Origin of the sequence: Paraburkholderia rhizosphaerae (assembly GCF_004366595.1) — a bacterium.
In the GTDB taxonomy this organism is placed as follows: domain Bacteria; phylum Pseudomonadota; class Gammaproteobacteria; order Burkholderiales; family Burkholderiaceae; genus Paraburkholderia; species Paraburkholderia rhizosphaerae.
The window spans coordinates 1-13,420 of sequence record NZ_SORE01000051.1; the positions used below are offsets into that span (position 1 = coordinate 1).

A 13,420-nucleotide genomic window follows, 5' to 3' on the forward strand; every position below is an offset into this window, starting at 1 on the left:
GCGTTGCAGGCCGCGAATCGCGGCTACGTGATGGACTCGGGAATGGTGACGATGTCCGGCGACGCGAAGCAGATGCTCGACGATCCGAAGGTGCGGGCTGCGTATCTGGGGGAATGATTGGGTGAATGAGTGCAACGGTGCTGTATTGCGCGCGCAATGCTGAATAGCGCGCGCGTCGCCGATGCATGGAAAAAGGGCCGCGTGCAGACGATGCACGCGGCCCTTTTGTTTGTTGCACCGCCCATTGCTATTGGGCTACCCGCTTCGCGCTACTCGCTTCATGCGTCGCGAGCAGGCGATTCACCGTACGTCATGCCGGTTGCGGATCGGCGTGACCGGTCGACGCATTGTCAGCAAGCGCGCCCAGCCGCTTGCCGAGACTGACGACCTCATCCATCCGATAGCCGAGCCGCTCGTAGAAGCCGCGGATCTCACCTTTGGCGCTCAACACCTGCAGATTCACCTTCGGACAGCCGCGCGCGGCCAGTGCCGCTTCCACATGCCGGACCAGCAGCGTGCCGATGCCGCGCCGGCGCAGCGTGCTGTCGACGGCCAACGAGTACATCCAGCCGCGATGCCCATCGTAGCCGGCCATCACGGTACCGGCTACCCGGCCGTCTTCGATCGCGACGAAGAACAACTCCGGCTGCGTCGTAAGCTTGTTCGCGATCGACAGATGCGGGTTGCGCTGCGGCCTCGTTGCATCGCGATACTCGGGAAACGCGTCGCGCCACAACGCGATCACCTGTTCGGTATCGCTTTCGGCGAAAGTGCGGATCGACACGCTGGTCGCAGGCATCGGAGTGTTCATAGGCACGCTCTTCGGTTGATCAAAGCGAATCGAGCACGGTACGCAGCATCTTCATCATCTGGTCGATCTCGTCCGTGGTCACGTTCAGCGCCGGCATGAAGCGCAGCAGATTCGGCCGCGCGGCGTTCAGCAGCAGGCCGTCCGGCTGCATCAGGCGCGCCTTCTCGACAATCTGGTTGCCGATGTCCTTGCCGAGCAGCAGTGCACGCAGCAGGCCTTCGCCACGTTCGCCTTCAAAGCCGCGCTCTTTCGACAGTTCGAGCAGTTGCGCGCGCAGATATTCACCGCGCTGGCGCACGCCTTCGAGGAACCCCGGCGCGGTCAGCTGCGAAATGACCGAGTAGCCGACCGCCGTCATCAGCGGGTTGCCGTTATAGGTGCCGCCCTGATCGCCGGCTTCGAACACTTCGCACTCCGCTTTCGCGAGCAGCGCGGCGAGCGGCACGCCGCTGCCGATGCCCTTGCCGAGCGTCATCACGTCCGGTTCGATCCCGGCCAGCTCGTACGCGAACAAGGTGCCCGCGCGGCCGCAGCCGCTTTGCACTTCGTCGACAATCAGCAGCACGTTGTGCTGCTTCGTCAGCGCGCGCAGTTGCTGCATGAACTCGCGGGTCGCGGGAATCACGCCGCCTTCACCCTGAATCGGTTCGAGCATCACCGCGACCGTCTTTTCGTTGATCAGCTTTTCAACCGATGCAATGTCGTTCAGATCGGCTTTCGGGAAACCCGGCACCTGCGGCGCGTAGATCGTGTCCCAGCCTGGCTTGCCGCTGGCCGACATCGTGGCGAGCGTGCGGCCGTGGAAGCTGTGATCGAACGTGATGATCTCGTACGCGCCGTTCTTGAATTTCTTGCCCCACTTGCGCGCGAGCTTGATCGCGCCTTCGTTCGCTTCCGCGCCGCTGTTGGCGAAAAACACCTTGTCGAAGCAGCTGTGCTGCGTGAGCAGGCCGGCGAGCTTCGCCATCGGCTCGTTGTAAAACGCTGGCGACGGATTGATCAGCAGGCGCGCCTGCGTGTCGAGCGCTTCGATGACGCCGTCATTGCAGTGCCCGAGGCTGTTGACTGCCCAACCCTGAATGAAATCGAGGTAGCGCTTGCCGGTGTTGTCATGCAGCCATGAACCCTTGCCGTGCGTAAAGACGATTTCGGGCCGGTTCGTGATGTACATCAGCGACTCGATCGGGTACTCATTGAAATTCATGGCGACAGGCTCCAGGCAGCAGGAAGGGAAGAACGGAAACAGTCCGGGGAAGCAACATGCGAAACAACGCGCGCAAACAAAAAAGCCACGGCATGCCGTGGCTTTCATGATCCGAACCGCGCGAGATTCACTGACGCGAATTCATAACGAAGCCACGCGCCCCCTAGGGGAGCGGCGAGCGACGTCGAAGTTCGGACAGGATGCGGTTCATGCGCGCAAGAATACGACAAGGCCGGCGGCGGTGTAAACCCAAAATTTCCGGAAATTCACCAACGGGCACCGGCTTTCGCCATGTAAGCCAGCGGGTCAGACCGGATGGGCGAGATCGGCCGCGCTCGTGAACGAATCCGCATAGAACTCGTCTTCGGGCAGGCGATGGTGCTGCGTGAAATCGCGCTGCGCCGATTCGACCATCACCGGTGCGCCGCAGGCGTACACCTGATAGCCGGACAAGTCCGGCAGATCTTCGATGACCGCACGATGAACGAAACCCGTGCGGCCCGTCCATGCGTCGCTCGGTTCCGGCTCGGACAGCACCGGCACGAACTTGAAATTCGGGATGTCTTTCGTCCATTGCTCGGCGAGCTCGAGCATATAGATGTCCTTCTTGCGGCGCGCGCCCCAGTACAGCGTCATCGGCCGTTGCAGGTTCTTGAACACCGCATGCTCGATGATCGCCTTGATCGGCGCGAAGCCGGTGCCGGACGCGAGCAGGACGATCGGCTTGTCCGAATCTTCACGCAGGAAGAACGTGCCGAGCGGCGCTTCGAAGCGCAGGATGTCACGCTCCTTCATCGCGCTGAACACGTGGTCGGTGAACGCGCCGCCCGGCATATGGCGGATATGCAGTTCGATCGGCCCTTCGCTGTGCGGCGGCGTGGCCATCGAATAGCTGCGGCGCTTGCCGTCCTTCAGGATGAATTCGAGGTATTGACCGGCGAGATATTGCAGACGCTCGTTGGCGGGCAACTGCAGCTTCAGCACGACGACGTCGTCGGCCTTGCGCTCGATTGCGTTGATACGACACGGCAGCTTCTTCACCTGCATGTCGCCGACGCCCGCGATTTCGCGCACGTCGATTTCAAGGTCCGAAGCCGGCGTCGCACAGCAAAACAGCGCCATGCCGCGGGTTTTCTCGTCGTTGGACAGTGCTGACGAAGAATGCGGGCGCTGCTCGACCTGGCCGGAGAGGACCGTGCCCTTGCACGAACCGCACGCGCCGTTCTTGCAGCCGTACGGCAGGCCGATGCCCTGGCGCAGCGCGGCGGTCAGCACCGGTTCATCGGGCTCCACCTGGAATTGCTTGCCGCTTTGCCGGATCGTTACGTTAAAAGCCATAGATCAATCGAAGTCGAAAAGTCAGTATTGCGTGCACCGTGCCCGATGCAATTTGCGATCGGCGGCTACAATTCGTGCACGATGAATGCGACACGAATCTTGCGCAGACCGCGCGTGCTGATTGTCGGATGCGGCGACGTCGGCACGCGTTGTGTCGAGCGACTGCGGCACCGCGCGCATGTCTTTGCGCTGACCAGCCACGCCGCACGCCGCGCCGAACTGCGCGCGGCTGGCGCGACGCCGCTCGTCGGCGACCTGGACGTACGGCGCAGCCTTGCGCGGCTTGCCGGTCTCGCACCGACGGTGCTGCATCTCGTGCCGCCACCGAAAACCGGCGATCACGACAGCCGAACTCGCGCGTTGCTCGCGGCGCTCACCGCACCCCGCGTGCGCGCCGCCGCGCATGCGCATCTGGCAGCTCACACGCCGCTCGGCAGGCAACGCCGCCTGCGCGCGGGATGGACGCCGCACAAAACAGCGCAAACGGATATTGTACCCGACGGGCGGTTGCGAGCCCGCCGCTCGCACGCGCCGCGGAGGATCGTCTATGCGAGCACCAGCGGGGTTTACGGCGACTGCGGCGGTGCGCTAATCGATGAGACGCGCACGGTGGCGCCGGCGAATGCGCGCGCGAAGCGGCGCGTATCGGCCGAGCGGCAATTGAGGCGGGCGGCCGTGCGCGGTGTCGCGAGCACATCGATCGCGCGCATTCCGGGCATCTATGCAGCGAACCGGTTGCCGCTTGCGCGCCTCGAACGACGCACCCCTGCGTTGATCGACGCGGACGACGTCTATACGAATCACATCCACGCCGACGATCTTGCCGCGATCCTGCTGCGCATGGCCACTCACGGCCGGCCATCCCGTGTGATTCATGCGTCCGACGACAGCACGCTGAAGATGGGGGAATACTTCGACCGCGTCGCCGATGCGTTCGAAGTCGATCGCGCGCCGCGCGTGACGCGCACCGAAGCGGAGCAGCAACTGGAGCCGATGATGCTGTCGTTCATGCGCGAGTCGAGGCGTCTGGTGAACCAGCGCCTCAAGCGCGAACTGAAGGTACGTCTGCGTTACCCGGATGTCGACGATTTCCTGAGAACGGTGCGCGCACAACGTTTGCAACGCAAGGGTCAAGGCTGACTGACTCGCGTCGCGTACTTGCTGTCGGTTAAGCGGCGCCCGAATCGATGCAACCGGTTCGGTATGCAAACAAGTGTGCAGCGCTGCCTGTTCAGGTGAGCGCCGGCAGCGCCTCGAGCAGCAGAAAACAGAGGAAACCGCCGATCAGTGCGCCGACGAGGTTTGGGTCATATTTGTGTCTGACGTGCATCGCGACGACAAGGCCAATCAACGTCAGCGAGACGACACAGACGAATCCAATCACCGCGTAGGAAATCGCATATTGGCCAAATTGGATCATGGCGTCCCTCCTTTCGCTTTTTTACTCTTTATGAAAGGAGTATAGGAGCCGCCGTGCGCGTCGGCATGTTGCGTTGCAACGCCAGCGTGGCATTTCTCAGCTGGTTCGTACGGAGTCCAACGTAGCGGCAATCGATGTGGTGAGGTGTGACGGTGCGGCTTCAGCCGCCGCGCAGCGATGCGAGATCGGCGTCGCTGAGCCACTGCCATGCACCTTCGGACAAACCCTCGGGTAGGGTAAATCCACCGATGCGTTCGCGATGCAGCGCCTCGACGCGATTGCCCGCGGCCGCGATCATCCGCTTCACCTGGTGGTACTTGCCTTCGAGCACGGTCAGTTCGAGCGTGTGCGGATCGCGCGCATCGGCGGCAACCGCGGCGACCGGTTTGGCCTCGCCGTGCAGCAGCACGCCAACGCGTAGTGCAGCGAGCTGCGCGTCGTCGAGCGGATGGCGGGTCGTCGCGACGTACACCTTCGGCACCTTGCGCTTCGGCGACGTAAACGCGTGCACGAACTTGCCGTCATCGGAAAGCAGCAGCAAGCCGGTCGTGTCCTGATCGAGCCGGCCGACGCATTGCACGCCGCGAGTCGCGAACGGGGGCGGCAGCAGATTGAATACGCTCAGATGATGTTGTGGTTCGCGCGAACATTCGTAGCCGGCCGGTTTGTTCAGCACGACGTATGCAAACTCGCGATACGGCCACGCAATGCCGTCGACGCTGAATGTGAGGCCGGCTGCGGGCAAGTCTGCGCCCGCGTCGGTGAGCACGGCACCATCGATCGCGACGCGGCCGTCCGCGATCAATGCACGGCATTGCCTGCGCGAGCCGAAGCCCTGCGAGAACAGAATACTTTCCAGATTCATAACCGGTGATAAACGGTGTGCGGGACCGCACCGGCGCGCACGTTGCGCGGCGAAAGCGTGCATTCTACCCGCGCGTGGACGGATGCTCTCGCGCGGCGATGAGATCGCAAGAAGCGGAGCGCCGCGCACCGGACAAAACGCGACGATGGACAGACCGAACGAACCGGAGTCCATCGATGCGAATCACGCCAAGCCGTCCCGAATCGCTGCGTCCCGCAGCGCGCTTGCCTGCTGCGTTTCAGCGGCTCGCATGGTCGAACCTTTTCGCTCAGTCCGCTGAACAGATCGGACTTGCCGCGGCGCCGCTCGTCGCGGTGTTCGCGCTTGGCGCCACCGCGCGCGAGACGGGTCTGTTGCAAACCGCGCAGACGCTGCCGTTCCTGCTGCTGTCGATTCCGCTCGGCGTGCTGACGGATCGCGGTTCGCGCCGTGCGTTGATGACGCTTGCCGAAGCGGTCCGCATGATGTCGATGGCGGGCGTGCTGTTGCTGTTGGTCGCGCATGCGCTGTCATTGCCGTTGCTCGCGGTGCTCGGTTTTCTCGGTGCGGCCGGCACCGTCGCGTATAGCGTCGCCACGCCCGCGCTGGTGCCGTCGCTCGTGAGCCGCGCGTCGCTGTCCGCGGCGAACGGGCGCATCGAGCTCGCACGCAGCGTTGCCTATTCGGCGGGACCCGCGCTGGGCGGCTTGCTGGTCGGTTGGATCGGCGCCGGCTGGGCATACGGTGGCGCGGCCGCGTTGTCCGCCTGTGCGGTCGCATTGCTGGCGGGGTTGCGCGAACCGCCACGTGAGCCGCGTGTCGCAAGGCGGTTTGCAGCGGAGTTGCGCGACGGTGCGCGCTTCGTGTTGCGCGATGCGTTGCTGCGGCCGATGCTTGCGACGGCAATCTTCTTCAACATCGGCTTTTTCACTCTGCAGGCCATCTATGTGCCGTATGCGGTGCATCGGTTGGGCCTCGGTGCATCCGCGATCGGCGTGACGCTCGGTAGCTATGGCGTCGGCATGGTGTGCGGCGCGCTCGCGGCGCCGTCGATTGCGCGGCGGCTGTCGTTTGGTCGCGTATTGACGATCGGCCCATTCTGCGGGCTCGCCGCATCGCTCGCGATGGCGGCGACACTCGCGGTCCCATCGTTCTGGCTCGCTGCGCTCAGCTTCTTCCTGCTGGGTGCGGGTCCGATCCTGTGGACCGTCGGTTCGACGACGCTGCGCCAGGCGATCACGCCCGCCGGCATGATGGGTCGCGTGTCCGCACTGAACAGTACGGCGACCTATGGCGCGAGACCTCTCGGCGCGCTACTCGGTGCGGTGATCAGCGCGCGCATGGGTGTCGATGCTTGTGTCGTTGCGGCCGTGGCCGGATTCGCGGTGCAGGCGCTGATTATCGTGTTGTCGCCGGTCGCGCGGCTCGACGCGATTCCGGATCAGGTGGCGGCATAGCGCGGCGGTGCGTCGCGTCATGTTCATGTTGTGTCAGCGGACGCTGTATGCTGTTCGTGAGCATTTCGTGCAACTATGGTTGCCCACGCGCGATGCCGACGTGCGCCGCCGGTATCGCGCGTTCGCGCCAGCCACTGCGCTCACCCAACCAGAAGAGACAAGATGAATACGACAACCGTCATCGCCATTCATGGCGGCGCGGGCACCATCGTGCGCGCGTCGCTGTCGCCGGAAGACGAAGCGCGCTATCACACCGCGTTGCGCGACATTCTGCTTGCCGGACAGCGCGTGCTGGCCGATGGGGCCAGCGCGCTCGATGCGGTGACTGAAGCGGTGCGTCTGCTCGAGGATTGCCCGCTTTTCAACGCGGGCCATGGCGCGGTGCTGACCGCTGACGGCACGCATGAACTCGACGCGTCGATCATGGACGGCCGCACACTCGACGCCGGCGCGGTGTGCTGCGTGAAGCGCGTGCGCAATCCGGTGCTGGCGGCGCGTTGCGTGCTCGAGCGCAGCGATCATGTGCTGTTTGCGGGCGACGGCGCTGAAGCGTTCGCGGCCGCGCACGGGCTTGAACTGGTCGATCCGGCCTACTTTCGTACTGACGCGCGTCACCGGCAATGGCAACTCGCGCGTGAACAGCAGCGCGCGATGCTCGATCACGACGGCGCGACGCTCGCGGCGAGCGCGCCTAAGGACGCGGGTTCGAACGTTCGATCTGAAGCGCCGCTGCCGCATGAGCCGATCGACCCGAATCGCAAGTTCGGCACCGTCGGCGCGGTCGCACTCGACGCGCACGGCCATCTCGCCGCGGCGACGTCCACCGGCGGCATCACGAACAAGCGGATCGGCCGCGTCGGGGATTCGCCGCTGATCGGCGCCGGCTGCTATGCGGACGACGCGACTTGCGCGGTCTCGTCAACGGGCTCCGGCGAGATGTTCATCCGGATGGTCGCCGCTTATGATGTCGCCGCGCAGATGGCATATCGTGGTGTGTCGCTCGAAGAGGCGGCGGCGGACGTCGTGATGAACCGACTGCCGCGCATCGATGGCCGCGGCGGATTGATTGCAGTCGACGCGAAGGGCAACGTCACGCTGCCGTTCAACACCGAGGGCATGTATCGCGGCTTTGCGCGTGCCGGCGCGGAGCCTGTTACGGCAATTTATCGCTGACAACGGCGCTGACTCGATGGCTGATCGGGCGATGCGCTCGCATTCGCGCTCGCGCTGCCGCGACCCGCGCTGTGCGCGCGCTGCCGCTACCGTTTGCTGAATTCCCGCGCGGCCTTGTCGATTGCGTCGGCGGTGGCGCCGGCGTGTGCGACGGTGACCAGATGGCTCGACGGGATGTCGACCGTCGTCGCGCCGATCCGGTTCGCCATCCACCGTTGCAGGTCGGGTGATACCGCCTGGTCACGAGTGGTGACGATGTACCACGACGGCCGCGTCTTCCACGCCACCTTATCGACCTTCTCGTCGAACGCGGCGGCGGCGATCGGCAGCTGCGCGGCGGACAGCACGCTAATCAGACTCTGCGGCACGTCAGCTGCGATGGCGGCGCGGTACTGCGCCCGATCGAGCCATAGAAACCCATCCGCGTCGCGAGTCATGCTGCTGCCGGCCGGCATTTGCGGGCCGCGCTTCAGGATGTCCATCGGCGACTCGCCGATCTCGGGCGCTACGGCCGACACATAGACCAGACCGACCACTTTGGGGTCGTCCGCGCCGACCTCGGTGATCACGACACCGCCCCACGAGTGGCCGACCAGCACGGTCGGTCCGTCCTGCTGCGCAAGGACGCGGCGCGTGGCGGCGACGTCGTCGGCGAGCGAAGTCAGCGGGTTCTGCACGGCGCTGACGTGATAGCCCTTTTTCTGCAGGCGCGCGATCACGCCGTTCCAGCTCGAGCCATCGACGAACGCACCGTGCACCAGCACGATGTTGCGGACCGGCCCGTCAAGCGGCGCCGCGGTTTGCGCGCGGGCGGTTTGCACCATCGCGCTGGCGATCGACATACAGATGAAAACGGCGCACAGCAGGCGTTTCGTCGACATGTTGACTCCTTCTCCGGGCCGGGATTACGGCAACATACCGAACCGGTGGATGCGTGGCAACGCCGATGTGCGGGAGATTGTGCGGGAGGTGATGTGTGTGGCGATACGGGATCGAAGGCGATGTTTGGCTTGTAGGCTTCAGCCGTTCTTGATGGGTGCCGGAATGGGGCTGAGGCGGGCGGCCCGGGCGTACTGGTACTGCTTTGCGCGAGCTTGATGATGAGATTCGACTGGTGCCAGGGCCGGACTCGAACCGGCACGCCTTGCGGCGGGGAAATGCCAGGAGGACGGCGAGACACGCTACAGTGTCAGCGACGAGCTGGGACGCCTCTATGCCTATCTTGATCGCGCCGACGTTTGAGGTTGGGGCATCCGACCTTGACGCCGGCGATCCGCCTGCAATTCGCGTTTATCGGCACTGCAAGGAAAATGGCCACACGGTGCCGCCAGGAAGTAAACGAACGAAATTTTGATCCAAGGAGGTGGACGCGTGAATCCCCGGTCGTCCAAGCCAGTATCGAGTCGCGCCAAACCTGCGAAGTCGACCGCTGAAGTTGCCACGCATAGCTATACCGCCTTTGTTGGTGACTTGAAGCGGAAAATTGCTGAGGCCCGTCACCGCGCTAGTCTGTCGGTCAATCGTGAACTGATCCTGCTCTATTGGAGCATTGGCCGAGATATTTTGGATCGGCAGGAGCGCGAGGGTTGGGGAGCCAAGGTGATCGACCGATTAGCTGTCGATCTGGCCCGAGCTCTCCCCGAAATGACGGGCCTTTCAGGCCGAAACCTCAAATATATGCGTGCGTTTGCCGGGGCCTGGCCTGATGGCGAATTTGTGCAACGGGTCGTTGCACAATTGCCTTGGGGACATAATGTCAGCCTTCTCGATTCGGTCAAGGCGACCGAGGAGCGGGCATGGTATGCCCAACAGGCCATCGAACACGGCTGGAGTCGTGCGGTTCTCGTCCATCAGATCGAAAGCGCGCTATTCGCGCGCCGGGGAAGCGCGCTCACCAACTTCCTCGTACCCTGCCAGCCGAGCAGTCTGAACTAGCCCAGCAACTTCTCAAGGACCCTTATACCTTCGACTTCCTCGCGCTGGGTCCCGATATGCTGGAGCGCGATCTCGAACGCGGTCTGATCGAGCATATGCGCGCACTGATTCTCGAACTCGGGAAGGGCTTCGCCTTCGTCGGCAGCCAATATCATCTCGAAGTTGGCGGTCAGGATTACTACCTCGACCTACTCTTCTATCACCTGCGACTACGTTGTTTCGTCGTGATCGAGTTGAAGATTGAGGAGTTCAAGCCCGAGTTCGCGGGCAAGATGAACTTCTACCTCTCCGCCGTTGACGACCAACTCAGACACAAGGACGATCAGCCAACCATTGGCATCATTCTGTGCAAAGGTCGTAACGAGGTGATCGTTGAATATGCGTTGCGCGATTCCAGCAAGCCGATGGGTGTCGCTCAATACCAACTCTCACCGGCGCTGCCGCCGCAGTTGCAGCGGGCTCTGCCAACCGCAGAAGAGTTTGCGCGCGAGTTTCCGTTGATGTCCGTTGTCAATCTGCGAATTGAGATAGAGCGGATCTTACGGGATATCCTGTCTGACAACGGCCTCGCTTTAAAGACACCAGCTGGCATTGGCACTATGCTGCGCGAGTTGCATCAACGTGGCCTCGCGCCGGCCAGCACAGAACGCTTTCTTGAATCCCTCCGGGTCATGAATGCAGCCGTGCATGGCGTGGATGTAGACCCAATGAGCGCGGAGCAGGCCGTGGAAATCGGCACAGCATTTCTGGCGGAACTGAGAGGCATGCGGTGACGACTCGGATTGCCCTTTCGACTCCCGGCACCTCCATGCGGCCTGCCAAGGTGCTGGCCGACACGGTGCATGGGCTTATGGGCGCGCAAATCGAGCGATTGCTTCAGGAGATCAATGTCGCCGACGTATCTCCGGGTATTACAAAATGGAAGCGGTTATTTGATGCCTTGGCAGAGGCACAGAACCGGCCCCAGGTAGGCAACTACCTCATCATGTTCACCAGTGTTGAGCTACTGTGGTGCCGAATTGCTCGACGAAAACTACTTCCGCGCAGTGTCGATTTCTGCATCATCACGACCGTTTTTTAATGAACGCCGCTGTCGCGCTTCGGGGATCGTCTTTGGAGGGGAGGGGAAGATTTGTTGGTGCCCAGGGCCGGACTCGAACCGGCACGCCTTGCGGCGGGGGATTTTGAGTCCCCTGCGTCTACCTGTTTCACCACCTGGGCAGGTGTTGCGGCGCGGTGAACATAGGGCGGAAGCCAAGCCGCGCGCGGCGAAGACGCAGATTATCGCTGAAAACGCGACGACGGGCAAGCTGGACGCCACGCGCGCCCGCACCGTCAAACGGTCCGCGAAAACCGCTGCGAGGTGTCGGCTTCGAGATACCGGTCGAACACCATGGCCACGTTGCGCACCAGCATCCTGCCCGCGACGTTCACTTCGAGCTTGCGGCTGCCGATCGACACGAGGCCGTCGTTTTCGAATGCCCGCAGACGGCTCAGTTCCGGCGCGAACGCATCGGCAAAGCGAATACCGTACGCCGCTTCGAATTCGTCGAAACGCAGTTCGAGATTGCACATCAGCTGGACGATGATGTCGCGGCGCAACCGGTCGTCGGCGGACAGGCGCAAGCCGCGCCTGATCGCGAGCCGACCCGCGTCGATCGCGGCCGCGTAGCCTTGCAGATCGGTTTCGTTCTGCGCGTACACGTCGCCGACCTTGCCGATCGACGACGCGCCAAAGCCGATCAGATCGCACTGCGCGCGCGTGCTATAGCCCTGGAAATTGCGATGCAGCGTGCGCTGCGCCTGCGCACGCGCAAGCTCGTCGGTCGGCAGCGCGAAGTGGTCCATGCCGATATACACGTAACCCGCTTCCGTCAGCCGTTGCACGACGCGCTGCAGGATCGCGATGCGCTGCGCGGGTGACGGCAGCGTCGCCGGGTCCATTTGCCGTTGCATCTTGAAGCGTTGCGGCATGTGCGCGTATCCGAATACCGACAGCCGGTCCGGCGCGAGGTCGATCATCGTGTCGAGCGTGCGTTCGAAACTCTCGACAGTCTGATGCGGCAAGCCGTAAATCAGATCGACGCTGATCGAATGAAAGCGGTTCGCGCGCGCGGCGTCCATCACAGACTGCGTCAGCTCGAACGGCTGGATGCGGTTGATCGCGCGCTGCACGGCTGGGTCGAAATCCTGCACGCCGAGGCTGATCCGGTTGAAGCCGAGCGCGCGCAAATGCTCGATCGTGCGCGGCGATGCTTCGCGCGGATCGACCTCGATCGATATTTCGGCCTGCGTGTCGGGCAGCAGCGTGAAGTGCTCGCGCGTCGCGGCCATCAGTTCGGCCATCTCGTCATCGGACAGAAACGTCGGTGTGCCGCCGCCCCAATGCAGTTGCGACACGCCACGCGATGTGTTGAAGCAGGCCGCCTGCAACGCCAGTTCGCGCTTCAGACGCTCGAGATACGGCCTTGCGCGCGCACGATTCTTCGTGGCGACCTTGTTGCAGCCGCAATAGAAGCAGACGGTGTCGCAAAACGGAATGTGAAAGTACAGCGAGAGATCGGTTTGCGCGGCGCCCGGGTCTGCGGCGGCGCGCAGATAGTCAGCGTGATCGAAGTCTTCGCGGAACTGCAGTGCAGTAGGGTAGGACGTATAGCGCGGGCCGTTCGTGCTGTAGCGGGCGAGCAGGTCCGGACGAAAGAGAGAGTCGGCAGTGTGCATCGGCGAAGTCCGGCGGCGTTGACGGCGGCAGTTGAGGGTGCGTCCTTTCTGTTGCGCAGTGTAGGGGAGCGATCGTGCTGAAAGTTGCGTGAAAAGGTCGCATGCGGCGCAATGGCACAATGCTGGATCGGGCGGTGCGTGGGCGATGGATCGTGCGTGCGTCCATGCAAGTTTGACGTTTCAGGAAGAACAGTAGTGACTCTCGATGCTTCGTTTCATGTGGCCGATGTGACCAATGCGCCCGATGCGCCCGATGTGGCCGGCCACGCGTGCCGGCCCGGTTGCGGCGCGTGCTGTATCGCGCCATCGATTTCAAGTCCGATACCGGGCATGCCGGATGGCAAACCGGCCGGCGTGCGCTGCGTTCAACTCGGCGACGATCTGCGTTGCGCGATTTTCGGCAAGCCCGAGCGGCCCGCTTGGGAGGTATCAGGAATTTTGTGTGTCGAGGTCGGTTTAAAAAATCTCAGCTCATGGCGTTCGTGAACCGCTCGCCGAACAGAATGGCGAACTGATT

At 63.2% G+C, this 13,420-nt stretch carries 12 protein-coding genes, 1 tRNA gene and 2 pseudogenes; 7 read left to right on the forward strand and 8 right to left on the reverse strand.

The features are described 5' to 3' along the window. Positions 1-117, forward strand: a pseudogene (locus BX592_RS33045) (ABC transporter ATP-binding protein); the annotation flags it as partial. 193 nt (positions 118-310) lie between these two features. On the opposite strand, the gene BX592_RS33050 reads toward BX592_RS33045, so the two are convergent. The 3 genes from BX592_RS33050 to BX592_RS33060 form a co-directional block, all read right to left on the reverse strand. Then, positions 311-811 (reverse strand): GNAT family acetyltransferase, encoded by a 501-nt coding sequence (locus BX592_RS33050; RefSeq protein ID WP_134197550.1) that lies wholly within the window; start codon positions 809-811, stop codon positions 311-313. Positions 812-830: 19 nt separating this feature from the next. Then, on the reverse strand, positions 831-2,015 hold the full coding sequence (locus BX592_RS33055) for an acetylornithine transaminase (protein ID WP_134197551.1): 1,185 nt from the start codon (positions 2,013-2,015) through the stop codon (positions 831-833). 306 nt (positions 2,016-2,321) lie between these two features. Continuing rightward, entirely contained in the window at positions 2,322-3,353 is a 1,032-nt protein-coding gene (locus BX592_RS33060; protein WP_134197552.1) for a CDP-6-deoxy-delta-3,4-glucoseen reductase, read from the reverse strand. An 81-nt stretch (positions 3,354-3,434) separates the two neighbouring features. Between BX592_RS33060 and BX592_RS33065 the strand changes: the two genes are divergently transcribed. Continuing rightward, positions 3,435-4,493, forward strand: coding sequence for an NAD-dependent epimerase/dehydratase family protein (locus BX592_RS33065; protein WP_134197553.1), 1,059 nt, complete (start codon positions 3,435-3,437; stop codon positions 4,491-4,493). A gap of 91 nt (positions 4,494-4,584) precedes the next feature. Here BX592_RS33065 and BX592_RS33070 read toward each other — a convergent pair whose 3' ends face one another. Both BX592_RS33070 and BX592_RS33075 read right to left on the reverse strand, forming a co-directional pair. After that, positions 4,585-4,773 carry a hypothetical protein gene (locus BX592_RS33070; protein WP_134197554.1) on the reverse strand — a complete coding sequence of 63 codons (189 nt, stop codon included), beginning with the start codon at positions 4,771-4,773 and terminating at the stop codon, positions 4,585-4,587. A 160-nt stretch (positions 4,774-4,933) separates the two neighbouring features. Next, on the reverse strand, positions 4,934-5,638 hold the full coding sequence (locus BX592_RS33075) for a pseudouridine synthase (protein ID WP_134197555.1): 705 nt from the start codon (positions 5,636-5,638) through the stop codon (positions 4,934-4,936). A gap of 176 nt (positions 5,639-5,814) precedes the next feature. On the opposite strand from BX592_RS33075, the gene BX592_RS33080 reads away from it, so the two are divergent. Next, on the forward strand, positions 5,815-7,074 hold the full coding sequence (locus tag BX592_RS33080) for an MFS transporter (RefSeq protein WP_134197556.1): 1,260 nt from the start codon (positions 5,815-5,817) through the stop codon (positions 7,072-7,074). Positions 7,075-7,236: 162 nt separating this feature from the next. Next, complete coding sequence (locus BX592_RS33085; RefSeq protein ID WP_134197557.1) at positions 7,237-8,247, forward strand: isoaspartyl peptidase/L-asparaginase family protein; 1,011 nt, start codon at positions 7,237-7,239, stop codon at positions 8,245-8,247. A gap of 86 nt (positions 8,248-8,333) precedes the next feature. Here BX592_RS33085 and BX592_RS33090 read toward each other — a convergent pair whose 3' ends face one another. Further along, on the reverse strand, positions 8,334-9,128 hold the full coding sequence (locus BX592_RS33090) for an alpha/beta fold hydrolase (protein WP_134197558.1): 795 nt from the start codon (positions 9,126-9,128) through the stop codon (positions 8,334-8,336). A gap of 589 nt (positions 9,129-9,717) precedes the next feature. Between BX592_RS33090 and BX592_RS33100 the strand changes: the two are divergent. Beyond that, a pseudogene (locus BX592_RS33100) lies at positions 9,718-10,673 on the forward strand (PDDEXK nuclease domain-containing protein); the annotation flags it as partial. Positions 10,674-10,951: 278 nt separating this feature from the next. After that, complete coding sequence (locus tag BX592_RS33105; protein ID WP_134197559.1) at positions 10,952-11,263, forward strand: hypothetical protein; 312 nt, start codon at positions 10,952-10,954, stop codon at positions 11,261-11,263. Positions 11,264-11,318: 55 nt separating this feature from the next. Here BX592_RS33105 and BX592_RS33110 read toward each other — a convergent pair. Together BX592_RS33110 and hemN are read right to left on the reverse strand one after the other, a co-directional pair. Then, positions 11,319-11,403 (reverse strand) — tRNA-Leu (locus tag BX592_RS33110). Between the two features lie 114 nt (positions 11,404-11,517). Then, entirely contained in the window at positions 11,518-12,903 is a 1,386-nt protein-coding gene (gene hemN, locus BX592_RS33115) for an oxygen-independent coproporphyrinogen III oxidase (RefSeq protein WP_134197560.1), read from the reverse strand. A gap of 255 nt (positions 12,904-13,158) precedes the next feature. Here hemN and BX592_RS33120 point away from each other — a divergent pair, with 255 nt between their 5' ends. Continuing rightward, on the forward strand, positions 13,159-13,389 hold the full coding sequence (locus BX592_RS33120; RefSeq protein ID WP_243849835.1) for a YkgJ family cysteine cluster protein: 231 nt from the start codon (positions 13,159-13,161) through the stop codon (positions 13,387-13,389). The last annotated feature ends 31 nt before the right edge of the window (positions 13,390-13,420 follow it).

Excerpts from the sequence above, each read along its gene's own strand:
- BX592_RS33050 (WP_134197550.1), bottom strand. The coding sequence starts at position 811 with ATGAACACTCCGATGCCTGCGACCAGCGTGTCGATCCGCACTTTCGCC.
- BX592_RS33055 (WP_134197551.1), bottom strand. The coding sequence starts at position 2,015 with ATGAATTTCAATGAGTACCCGATCGAGTCGCTGATGTACATCACGAAC.
- BX592_RS33060 (WP_134197552.1), bottom strand. The coding sequence starts at position 3,353 with ATGGCTTTTAACGTAACGATCCGGCAAAGCGGCAAGCAATTCCAGGTG.
- BX592_RS33065 (WP_134197553.1), top strand. The coding sequence starts at position 3,435 with ATGAATGCGACACGAATCTTGCGCAGACCGCGCGTGCTGATTGTCGGA.
- BX592_RS33070 (WP_134197554.1), bottom strand. The coding sequence starts at position 4,773 with ATGATCCAATTTGGCCAATATGCGATTTCCTACGCGGTGATTGGATTC.
- BX592_RS33075 (WP_134197555.1), bottom strand. The coding sequence starts at position 5,638 with ATGAATCTGGAAAGTATTCTGTTCTCGCAGGGCTTCGGCTCGCGCAGG.
- BX592_RS33080 (WP_134197556.1), top strand. The coding sequence starts at position 5,815 with ATGCGAATCACGCCAAGCCGTCCCGAATCGCTGCGTCCCGCAGCGCGC.
- BX592_RS33085 (WP_134197557.1), top strand. The coding sequence starts at position 7,237 with ATGAATACGACAACCGTCATCGCCATTCATGGCGGCGCGGGCACCATC.
- BX592_RS33090 (WP_134197558.1), bottom strand. The coding sequence starts at position 9,128 with ATGTCGACGAAACGCCTGCTGTGCGCCGTTTTCATCTGTATGTCGATC.
- hemN (WP_134197560.1), bottom strand. The coding sequence starts at position 12,903 with ATGCACACTGCCGACTCTCTCTTTCGTCCGGACCTGCTCGCCCGCTAC.